At 64.4% G+C, this 10,499-nt stretch carries 9 protein-coding genes and 2 pseudogenes; 5 read left to right on the top strand and 6 right to left on the bottom strand.

The genetic code is table 11. The features are described from left to right. Positions 1-145 (top strand): annotated as a pseudogene (locus ORI27_RS27745) (lipoyl synthase); the annotation flags it as partial. Here ORI27_RS27745 and ORI27_RS27750 read toward each other — a convergent pair. Next, positions 138-1,007 (bottom strand): helix-turn-helix transcriptional regulator, encoded by an 870-nt coding sequence (locus tag ORI27_RS27750; protein WP_266000338.1) that lies wholly within the window; start codon positions 1,005-1,007, stop codon positions 138-140. The pseudogene ORI27_RS27745 and the gene ORI27_RS27750 overlap by 8 nt on opposite strands. A gap of 202 nt (positions 1,008-1,209) precedes the next feature. Here ORI27_RS27750 and ORI27_RS27755 point away from each other — a divergent pair, with 202 nt between their 5' ends. Then, a complete protein-coding gene (locus ORI27_RS27755; RefSeq protein ID WP_266000339.1) occupies positions 1,210-1,827 on the top strand; it encodes a TetR/AcrR family transcriptional regulator in 618 nt (205 codons plus the stop codon). Positions 1,828-1,960: 133 nt separating this feature from the next. Here the strand turns inward: ORI27_RS27755 and ORI27_RS27760 are convergent, their stop codons facing one another. The 5 genes and pseudogenes from ORI27_RS27760 to ORI27_RS27780 all read right to left on the bottom strand — a co-directional run bounded on the left by ORI27_RS27760 (position 1,961) and on the right by ORI27_RS27780 (position 6,977). Next, on the bottom strand, positions 1,961-3,262 hold the full coding sequence (locus ORI27_RS27760; RefSeq protein ID WP_266074029.1) for a carboxymuconolactone decarboxylase family protein: 1,302 nt from the start codon (positions 3,260-3,262) through the stop codon (positions 1,961-1,963). 564 nt (positions 3,263-3,826) lie between these two features. Beyond that, a pseudogene (locus tag ORI27_RS33225) lies at positions 3,827-4,747 on the bottom strand (PGRS repeat-containing protein); the annotation flags it as partial. A 425-nt stretch (positions 4,748-5,172) separates the two neighbouring features. Continuing rightward, a complete protein-coding gene (locus tag ORI27_RS27770; protein ID WP_407666452.1) occupies positions 5,173-5,676 on the bottom strand; it encodes a CAP domain-containing protein in 504 nt (167 codons plus the stop codon). Between the two features lie 61 nt (positions 5,677-5,737). Next, positions 5,738-6,217, bottom strand: a complete 480-nt coding sequence (locus ORI27_RS27775; RefSeq protein WP_266000343.1) for a hypothetical protein — start codon at positions 6,215-6,217, stop codon at positions 5,738-5,740. A 154-nt stretch (positions 6,218-6,371) separates the two neighbouring features. Next, positions 6,372-6,977 (bottom strand): mammalian cell entry protein, encoded by a 606-nt coding sequence (locus tag ORI27_RS27780; protein WP_266000344.1) that lies wholly within the window; start codon positions 6,975-6,977, stop codon positions 6,372-6,374. 427 nt (positions 6,978-7,404) lie between these two features. Between ORI27_RS27780 and ORI27_RS27785 the strand changes: the two genes are divergently transcribed. Genes ORI27_RS27785 through ORI27_RS27795 form a run of 3 tightly spaced genes read left to right on the top strand, consistent with a single transcriptional unit; the run spans position 7,405 to position 10,457 of the window. Further along, positions 7,405-8,142, top strand: coding sequence for an MlaE family ABC transporter permease (locus tag ORI27_RS27785; protein ID WP_266000382.1), 738 nt, complete (start codon positions 7,405-7,407; stop codon positions 8,140-8,142). Between the two features lie 14 nt (positions 8,143-8,156). After that, the gene (locus ORI27_RS27790) at positions 8,157-8,999 is read left to right on the top strand and encodes an ABC transporter permease (RefSeq protein WP_266000383.1); all 843 of its coding nucleotides are present in this window, start codon (positions 8,157-8,159) and stop codon (positions 8,997-8,999) included. Between the two features lie 6 nt (positions 9,000-9,005). Further along, the gene (locus ORI27_RS27795; protein ID WP_266000345.1) at positions 9,006-10,457 is read left to right on the top strand and encodes an MCE family protein; all 1,452 of its coding nucleotides are present in this window, start codon (positions 9,006-9,008) and stop codon (positions 10,455-10,457) included. Positions 10,458-10,499 lie beyond the last annotated feature (42 nt).

Genomic DNA, 10,499 nt, shown 5'->3' on the forward strand with positions numbered 1-10,499 from the left:
CGAGCTGGCCAACTATGCCGAACGGCTCGGATTCGCCGGCGTGCTGTCCGGGCCACTGGTGCGGTCCTCCTACCGCGCCGGCCGCCTGTACCAGCAGGCCGCGGCCGCGCAGAAGTCAGACCCGGCGCCAAAACCCATCAGCTGAGGTCTAGAAGCTGACCCATGCGCACCCTGGACTCGTCGTCGGCGAGCATGTACACCATCAACAGCAGTTGAGGATGATCGAGCGGCCGCAGCTTGATCAGGCGGAGGCGGACCACTCCGACTTCGGGGTGTTGGATTGTCTTCACATCGTCCTCGAGGCCCTGTACCTCGTGGCGGTCCCAGATGCGACCGAACAAGCCGCTCTGGCTGGTTAGTTTGTCGACGACGCGGGAGAAGTGGGGATCGCCGGGGTACTTGGCGGCCTCGGCTCGAAACCGCCCGGTCGCCAACTGTGTTTCAGCCTCCCAGTCCACCAGCCGGTCCCGAACCTCAGGACACATGACCTGGATCCACAGTGCATTGCGGTCTTCTGGAGCCAATGTCGATGGATCCACGAACAGACGGGCGTACGCGCGGTTCCAGGTGATGAGATCCGTCGCCGGAAGCATGAGTTGCGCGGGGTGGGGTGACAGACTGTCCACGAGGGTGATGAGGCTGTCATCGACGTGAGGTCGACTGAATTGAATGGCCTTGGGCACCCCGGCCAACCGACACAGGTAGCTGTGCTCGCTGTTGTCCAATTGCAGGGCTCGGGCCAGGGCTTCGATCACTTGCGGGGTGGCGTGGATGTCGCGTCCCTGCTCGAGCCAGGTGTACCAGGTGACGCTCACGGCCGCGGCGTCTGCGACCTCGTGCCGTCGCAGCCCTTTGACGCGCCGGCGACCGCGCCGGGGGATGCCGATGTCTTCGGGTTGCAGGGATTCTCGGCGAGTTCGAAGGAACTCCGCCAGCGCCTCGCGTCGAGCGTGGTCTTCTACGGTCGATCGAGTGCATTCGGTCAAGGTGGTCGTGGGATTCAGCACAGGCGCCTCCTTGTGCCACCTGACGGGAGCGCCGTGCAGGGGTCGCAGAGTGGGCGTAGCGCCAACCCGCAGACGCGTCGTGCGGGCCGGTAGGCCTGAACGCGCCACATCAGCAGCCGGAGCAACATCGCCCACTGCAGCAGACTACACTACACCGATTAGTTTAGTGTGAAATCGGTCGATCCGGGCGAAGATGGGTGGCATGACGACAGGTGATGGGGTACGCCGTCGAGGGCGTTCTGCGCAGAAGCGGCTCGCCATTCTCGATGCCGCCAGGGAGCTCTTCGTCCGGCGCGGCTACGAACTCACCAGCGTTGATGCCATTGCGGCTGGTGCTGGAGTGTCCAAGAGGACTGTCTATGACCACTTCGGCGACAAAGAGCTGATCTACGCAGCTGTGCTGGACGGGGTGAGTGAGAAACTCACGACCACGATCCAGGCCGCGCTGGACGCGGAACTGGCCCCAGGCTGTGATCTACGGACCGGGCTGCTGGCGTTCACGCGCCGTGTCGCAACAGAAGCATTCCCGTCTTCGGACTATGCCGACTATCGGTATCTGACGACCCGATGCACGCCGTCGCGGCGAAACCCGAGGTCGGTTCCCAACGCGCCACGCGAGCTCTTCGTCGGCCGAATGGAGGCATTCGCTGACGAAGGAGCAATAAAGACCGGCAACCCGCGCCGCGCGGCCCAGCATTTCGTTGCGCTGACCTTTCAGCTCGCGCTCGACACCTTGGATCCCACGGAAACCGGTGAGTGGGGTGCGGTGGACCAGGTGCTGGTCGACGGTGTCGAAGCTTTCATGCGCAGTTACACCTGACGGCTGGGCCTGTCACTCGGAATCTGGCTGCGCGGCAACAATAGTGGCCGCCGCACAGCCGGGTACACCGAAGGTGCCCCCGTCTCGCGTCTGGTCGGGCGAGACGAGGGCAACCGTTGGTGGTGCGTGATCGCTACACGGTCACAGCTGCCGGTACCTCCGCGGGAGCCGGCACCTCGAACGCGTTCAGCAGCGCCGATGCGCCGAGGTACACCCCGGCCAAATTGACCAGGTCGACGACACCTGCCTGTCCGAGTGCCGCTTCGGCGGCATGATAAGTTGCCGAGCTCACGTAGTGGGTCGAAACGAGTTCTTGCACGAATTGAGCTGCGATCAACTCACTTCCGCTCAGCCCCACCGGTGCCTGGCCTGCCGCCAACGAGTCGATCGCCTCCTGGGGAAGGCCGTAAAGCGCAGCCACCTTCTCGTGCGCGTAGAGCTCGTATTCAGATCCCCACTCGCCGCCCACCGCGAGGATCGCGATTTCGCGGACGCGGGCGCTCAGGGACGACGAGGAGAACGTGTTGCCGACGTTGAACAGCGCCCCGCCGATCGTCGGGTTGTACAGGTAGGCGTTGAGCGGACCGATGAGCTGTCCCTCCGGGCTGACGAGCTCGATCCCGGTGACCGCCTGTGTCGGAACGGCAACCGCTTTGATCTGGGCGTCCAGCGCCAACTGTGCGGGGGTTGCGGTATCCAGATCGAGCAGTGGCAGCCGCCCACCCAGATCGCCGCCGTCCGGCACCACCGGGGGGTTCGGGGCGACTGGGACCGCCGGATCCGAGGGCTCCGGCCCCTGAGCCTGGAATGCGTTCAGGGTTGCCGACACGCCGAGGTACACGCCCGCCAGATTGACCATGTCGACAACACCGGTCTCTCCGAACGCTGCTACTGCCTCGTCGTACAGGGCATCACTGACGTGATAGGTCGACACGAGTTCTTGCACGAATTGCGCTGCGACTAACTCATTTCCGGTCAGTCCCACTGGGGCTTGCCCGCTCGCCAACGATTCGATCGCGTCCGCGGGCACTCCGTAGAGGGCCGCGACCAACTCGTGCGCGTAGAGCTCATAGCCGGAGCCCCACTGCCCGCCTGTCGAGAGAATGATGATTTCTCGGACTCGGGCGTTCAGGGACGACGAGGAGAACGTGTTGCCGACATTGAAGAGCGCCTGGCCGGTCACCGGGTTGAACAGGTAAGCGTTGAGCGGCCCGATGAGCTCTCCCTGCGCATCGAGGAGCTGAATTCCCGTGGCGGCCTGTGTCGGGATGGCGAGTGCCTTCATCAAGGCATCGAGGTCGAGCTGCGCCACGGTCCCGGTGTAGGGATCGAAGTACGGGAGTCGACCGCTGAGTCCGCCCGCGCCACCGTCGCCGCCGACCACGCCGGCTGCGCCAGCGGTGCCACTGGAGCCGTCGGCTCCCCGGGCTATCAAACCGAAGCCCCCGTGACCACCGACGCCGGCCTGACCGGCCGCGCCACCGCCACCGCCGCTTCCGCCGTCGGCAGCGCTATCGGTGAGTTCTCCGCTTTCCAGGGTGACGACGGTCGCGCCGCCGGTACCGCCATAACCGCCAGCACCTCCGGCGCCCGAGGTACCTCCGGCACCACCGTCGCCGCCGTGCCCCAACAATCCGAACGATTCTCCGCCCGCGCCGCCGGCGCCGCCGTCACCGCCGTCACCGCCGATGCCGCCAGGGCTGCCATCCTGATTGCTGAGCTCGGCCGCATCGGTTCCGACAGCGCCGGCGCCGCCGTCACCGCCGGCGCCGCCGTCACCACCGGCGCCACCGTGGCCGAACAACGCGAAGGCTCGACCCCCGGCGCCCCCGGCGCCCCCGTCGGATCCCTCCGTGCCGTTTCCGTCGTTCTCACCGGTTACACCTGCAGCGCCATTCACGCCGGCGCCGCCGTCACCACCAGCGCCGCCATCGCCCACCAGCAGACCGCCGTCACCGCCTCTGCCGCCCGCAGCACCGGAACCGCCCGATCCACCAGCGCCACCGGTGCCGAACAGCAGGCCACCGGCGCCGCCATTGCCACCGGCGACACCGGCTACGGTGCTGGACCAACCGTCGCCACCGGCGCCGGACAGCCAGCCACCGCTGACGCCGTTCGGATGCGCCTCGCTTCCATCGGCACCATCACAGACCAAGCCGCAACGGCCACCGTAAGTGAACGCAGAGTTGACCATCTCCGTCACGTGCTGAGCAATGAGCGCAGGGGTGACGCTGGCCGTTCGGCGGGAGACGTCGCGGGTCGCGACCAGTAGCGCGCCGACCACCGGAGCCGACGGAGCTGACGGTGTCGTCGGTGTTGTCGGTGTCGCCCCCACCGATACCGCGCGTGGTGTCGCTGCAAGCCCTTGGATGGACGTTCGGGACGCTGGCGCAGTCGCTTCCGATGAACTCGAAGTCGTTGCAGCGCTCACGGATGCACGTGGGTTGGATCCACGGGTGTGAACTATGCCGACCGGCCCTCTCTGATGGGTGGCCACGGAGTTCGTCTTCGACCGGGCGGAGCCCGTCGCGGCCGTGTGTCGCGCCGATGTTGCCGAGCGGGTACTCGCCGACGATGAACCGCTCGACGAGTCGGAGCCGCTGTCCGAGGAGTCGGCGACAGCGATACCGGCGCCGGTCGTCAGGGCCATCCCCAATCCGAACGCAACTGCCCCGACACGAAGCCATTTCACCCAAGACTCGGCGTGGTGCAGACGACTGGCAACTGGGACGGGCCCGCCGTGGGCCGGCGCTGCGACCGCGGGGACGAACGCCTCCCCGGTGGCCGGGTCCGCGATGTCAGTCGTGGCCTCTGGATGGGCTTCCTCCCATCCCGTTTCGGTGAGCGATCGACGTGTGGGGCGCGCCGGCGCAGAATTGGTCATGATGGTTCTCGCTCCTCGCTGGGTATTCCGTGCCATCGGGGTGTGTTGCGTCGGTCACAACTACCAGGCGTTGCTGATATAAACGCAGCGGTTGCAGACGGTCAATGAGATAAGGGCCGATAGCCGGGTATCGGTTATGCCCGTATAGATTTGGTCGCTGACACCACCGACTAGCTGGGGCCGATGGCGAAGCGTCGGCCACCCAAGGTGGTATCGCCGACACCCTTATCCGCCTGTGCCCCGTTCACCGATGCCGCACCAGGCGCCTATTGAGAGGTGTCGTCGGCATCAGCGCGCCAATGTGTGACATCGGCACCTATCCAGAGTGATAGCGAATTCAACTGACGCTCTGGCGGATGCCATCACGAACTGAGCCGCACCGTCGGTCCGTACGGCAACGCTGAGCGAATTCGGTTTGAGGAGAATCGGATCTGCGCCCTGTGGAATGGCCTACGACGCCATCAGCCGCCGGAGTCGGTGCCGGGCGCCTCGGGTTGTCCGTACACCGCCACGACCACGGTGCGGTCCAAGCTGTTCTCCGACCACACACCGATCTCGGTGTTGGCGCAGTTTTGGATGATCGCCAGATAATCCGGGTTGTAGTACCACCGGTTGATCAGTTCCATCCCGCTGATGGCAAGGGCAGGGTTGATCGCAACCGTTTCGGCGACCTTTCCGCGGAAACCCGCTGCGGCGGAGCGGCCTTGTGGCGATGACCCATCCGAACCGACGTCACCGTCGAGGGCGCGGTTGTTGAGAACGTCGATCGTGTGCCACTGAGCCGCCAGTTGCAGGCGAGGATTGACTTTGAGACTTGTGCGGCATCCTGCTTGGTACTGGAGGGCGTGGACCATTTTCACAACGCTCTTGTTGAGGCTGATGTTGTCCGCGCGGGCGGTCGGAGCACCGAGCAGGATGGCTGTAGCGCCGAGTAGCGCTGCCGCCATCGTCGGGAATCGTTCCACGGAAACATGCTTGTGCCGTCGGCGCGTGTGAAAAGTGTTCATGCAGAATCATTCCCGCTGGTCATCGGATAGGTGTGAAGTCTGAGATCAGCCAACGGCCAGCTATCTTGTCCAACGTCACGCGGACACTGGAAGTCGATTCGGTCGGGGCATCGCTGCCGAACCTGGTGGTTTGATCGACGAAAACCAACACCACCGAGTGATTCTGGTTGGCAGACACCAGCGAGGCGGCCGCCACCGTCGCAGTCGAGAAGATTTGCTTCTGCCGGGCGCCGGGGATCACCACATCTTCGGCCAACGTTGAGTACGCCTCACGAAACGCGCCGGTGAGCTGCATCTCGGTGGCACGCAGGTCGGTGTCCACCGTCGCGGGATTGTAAGACAGGAGTGAGACGGTGACTTGGGATGCAACGCGAACCGATTCGACACCGGCAGAGGTTATTTCGTCGTCGGTGACCCAGCTCCATCGCAGCCAAGCTGCGCCGAGCGTCAGAATCATTGCTAGTGCGGGCAATGCGACGCGGACAATCGTGAAGACCACGGAAGCCGGCGACCTCGGGTTTGTTTGTCGCGGCCCATTACCCGTCGGTGATGTCGTCGTCGAATCGACTCCATTCGACTCCGCGGCCGCCAGGTCCAGGACACATCGTGTCGGGGTTCTGCGCCTCGGCCATGCCCGCGGGAGGCGGAGCCGATTACGCGATGAATTCGACATTGGACAGCTTGATCTCATCACCGGTCCGTTGGACAGCGATTCGCATCCGCCACAGCCGGGCCGGCGAATCGATGCCAGCCAACGAGGTTTTCACCGAGACAGCCACGAGTACGTCAGCCCCGTCGGTGCGTACGGACTCGAGTCCAGCCTCCGCGACGGTTCCTTCGGTGTTGGACTGCGTGCGCCTGACTGTGTCGACAAAGTTCTGGGATCGATTCCGGAAGTCGGCCAGAAATGCTCCAGTGGATGAATCGATGATCCTCTTGGTGTCCGCGTCGACATCGTCGTGCTTCACGGTGGTCAGCATGATTGCGCTCTGTCGGCCGGCTTCCAGGAATTGTGCGCGGGCCTGCCGCAGGTCCTCGGCGGCATGGGCGCGGATGCCCAGCCAGGCAATCAACGCACTGAGCAGTGTGACGACAATCAATCCGAAGGCGAGTTCGTCGCGACGCCGGCGCCGCCCCGTCGTGGTTGGTGGGCGAATCGCCACGGATACCGACTGCCCGGACGTGGCTTCGCCGTCACGGGCACCCCCATCGACATCTTCGTCGACGATGTCGATGTTCCCGACCTGAATGACACTCATGATGAGGTGCTCGACGGAGTCCGGTCGCGGTCCGATCGAGGGTCGTTCCGGCTGGCGGCACGGTTCGCCGGCGGGGGCGTGCAGTGCAACGCTCGTCTGACTTGCATATCGCGGAAGGTCTCACCTGAGTGTTAGCTAGTTATGTACTCGAATTCATTACCCGGTGAGCGGGTGGATCGTCAAAGCTCGATGTTTCAGATAGTAGAACGGGCCACGTCCTCGGCCGCTGAATCGCGCCAAGATCGGGACTGACGTGCCTATACGCACTATCTGAAATGTGCTCGATTGCAGTGCGCCGTGGGTGTAAGGCGATGATGCTTGGCAGCACGAGGCGCCGCAGCGCCGGCATCTGTGTGTGGCGCCCGGATGTCGTTGCTCAAGCCAAAGGAGGCGGGCGGTGCCCACTGTCGACGCGGTTGCGAAGCCGATGCGTGCCGTCGGCGGCTTCTTTGCCACAGCGGTTGACACGGTCGTACTGGCACCACAGCCGCCGTACGCTTGGCGTGAGTTCATCTATCAGATGTGGTTCGTGGCACGCGTATCGATCTTCCCGACGATCATGCTGTCGATCCCTTTCACGGTGCTCTCGGTCTTCATCTTCAACATTCTGTTGATCGAATTCGGTGCGGCGGACTTTTCCGGAGCGGGTGCCGCATTCGGCGCGGTCACCCAAATCGGACCGCTGGTGACGGTGCTTGTCGTGGCCGGGGCGGCCGCGACCGCGATGTGTGCGGACCTGGGCTCCCGCACCATCCGTGAAGAACTCGACGCGATGCGGGTGATGGGGATCAATCCTATCCAGGCACTGGTGGTTCCCCGTGTGCTTGCGACCGTCGTTGTCGCCTTGCTACTGAATTCCGTTGTCTCTGTGGTCGGAATCGTCGGCGGATTCTTCTTCTCGGTGTTCGTTCAGCACGTCACTCCTGGTGCCTTCGTCGCCAGCATGACCCTCTTCACCGGTATGCCGGAGATCCTGATCTCGCTCGCCAAGGCCGCGATGTTCGGCCTGGTTGCTGCTCTGATCGGTTGTTACAAAGGCATTTCCGTCGGCGGCGGCCCGGCCGGCGTCGGCACGGCCGTCAACGAGACAGTGGTTTTCTCCTTCATGGCCCTTTTCGTGATCAACGTGGTCATCACCGCCATCGGTGTGAAGGCGACGATGTGATTCAGACTCGGAGCATCCCAAGCACGCGTGCACCCCGATTTCGCAGAGCCGTTGGCGGCCTCACCGACGGCTGGAACCGCGTCGGTGTCCAAACTCAGTTTTACGGCAAGACCCTTCGGTCCATCGGCGACGCCACGGTCCATTACCGCACCGAGGTCGCTACCCAGATCGCTCAAATGAGTTTGGGCACCGGAGCCTTGGCGGTTGTCGGCGGTACCGTCGTCATCGTTGCCTTCCTGACGATGTCGGCCGGCGCAATCATTGCCGTACAGGGCTATAACCAGCTCGCCGGCGTGGGCGTTGAAGCGCTCACCGGCTTCGCCTCGGCCTACATCAATGTTCGCATCATCGCGCCATTGGTCACGGGTATCGGGCTCGCGGCGACCATCGGCGCGGGCGCCACCGCTCAGCTCGGAGCCATGCGCATCTCGGAGGAGATCGACGCGCTGGAAGTGATGGGAGTGCGTTCCGTGGCATATCTGGCCTCCACCCGAGTGCTGGCCGGACTCGTCGTCGTGATTCCGCTCTACTGCGTAGCCGTGCTGATGTCCTTCATCGCGGCGCGGGTGGGCACCACCGCTGTCTACGGTCAGTCAACCGGCGTCTATGACCACTACTTCAATACATTCCTCAACCCGGTCGATCTGTTGTGGTCGTTCGTGCAAGCCATGGCGATGGCCCTGACGGTCATGGTGATCCATACCTACTACGGGTATACCGCCTCGGGTGGCCCTGCCGGCGTGGGGGAGGCCGTCGGCCGGGCGGTACGCGCATCGTTGATCGTCGTTGTATTCGTGACCCTGGTCATCTCGCTGGCCGTTTACGGGCAGACCGGCAACTTCAACCTCTCCGGTTAGCCGCTGATGTCCCGCCACGACGAACCGCGCGTCCACCCAGCCTGGTGGACGGCAGGGCTGGTCATCGCCATAGTTCTCATCGGGGTGCTGACCGCGGCGAGCTTCAACGGCTGGTTCTCGCCGTCGGTTCCGGTCACCTTGACCTCGGATCGATCGGGCCTGGTCATGGAGCCCGGAGCGAGGGTCAAGATGCGCGGACTGGAGGTCGGCAGGGTTGCGGGTGTCACCAGTAGCGGCGGTGGCGCGACCGCTCTCAATTTGAAGATTGACCCCGAATACATCAAGGACATCCCGGCCAACGTTGGGGCCAAGATCGACTCCACGACCGTGTTCGGCGCCAAGTTCGTCGACTTGGTCTACCCCGAACACCCGACGCCACAACGCCTCCGGGCCGGACAAGTGTTGCAGTCACGCAATGTGACGACTGAGGTCAACACCGTCTTCGATAACCTTGTCACGCTGCTTGACAGGGTCGATCCCGCCAAACTCAACGCGATCCTGTCGGCACTGGGTGAGGGGTTTCGGGGCCAGGGACCGGCCATCGGAGAGGCGACCAGTGCGGCCAACGACGTGCTGTTGGAGCTGAATTCGCGCAGCGAGACGGTACGCGCCGACTGGCGGTCGCTGAAGCGATTCAGTGACGCCTACGGAGCTGCCGCCAGCGACATCCTGGCTGCGGTCGACTCGTTCAACACAACCGCGGCGACGCTGACCGACCAGGCGAGCGCATTAGACTCCTTGTTGGTCAACGTGACCGGGCTGGCGCGAGCCGGTACCACTCTGGTCGGCTCGAGCAAGGACAATCTGGTCCACGACGTGAATGCGCTCGAGCCGACGACCGAGCTGCTGATGAAGTACCACGCAAGCCTCACCTGCCTGCTTGTCGGGGCCAAGTGGTTCATCGACAATGGCGGGGCCAAAGCCGAAGGCGGGAACGGGTATTCGATCGTCCTCGACGCGACGCTGACGTGGGGGCAAGACCCTTACCGCTTCCCGGACAACCTGCCGATCGTGGGCGCCAAAGGCGGACCAGGCGGCAAACCGGGTTGCGGATCGCTGCCGGATGTGACCAAACAGTTCCCGGTTCGTCAGTTGGTGACCAATACGGGTTGGGGAACTGGCAACGATATTCGGGTCAATCCGGGCATCGGCTTCCCCGGGTGGACCAACTACTTCCCGGTCACCCGTGCGGTACCTGAGCCGCCGAGCCTTCGCAACATCGGGCCACCGGCGCCGGGGCCGATCCCGTATCCGGGTGCCCCACCCTACGGCGCACAGCTATACGCACCCGACGGGTCTCCGCTCTATCCCGGGTTGCCTCCGGCGCCCCCGCCGGGGGCGCCGCGCGAACCCGGACCCGCGCCAGGGTCGGAGCCGTTCAGCACGCCCTTCCCAGCTCAGCTGCAGCCCACACCACTACCCCCGGCGCCGCCGGCCGAACCGGGGCCCCGGCCGTGACGGTTGACCCGTGCGCGACGCACGCACACACAGAACAGGGAC

The organism is Mycobacterium pinniadriaticum, from assembly GCF_026242045.1.
GTDB classification, from domain to species: domain Bacteria; phylum Actinomycetota; class Actinomycetes; order Mycobacteriales; family Mycobacteriaceae; genus Mycobacterium; species Mycobacterium pinniadriaticum.

Excerpts from the sequence above, each read along its gene's own strand:
- ORI27_RS27785 (WP_266000382.1), top strand. The coding sequence starts at position 7,405 with ATGCGTGCCGTCGGCGGCTTCTTTGCCACAGCGGTTGACACGGTCGTA.
- ORI27_RS27795 (WP_266000345.1), top strand. The coding sequence starts at position 9,006 with ATGTCCCGCCACGACGAACCGCGCGTCCACCCAGCCTGGTGGACGGCA.
- ORI27_RS27755 (WP_266000339.1), top strand. The coding sequence starts at position 1,210 with ATGACGACAGGTGATGGGGTACGCCGTCGAGGGCGTTCTGCGCAGAAG.
- ORI27_RS27780 (WP_266000344.1), bottom strand. The coding sequence starts at position 6,977 with ATGAGTGTCATTCAGGTCGGGAACATCGACATCGTCGACGAAGATGTC.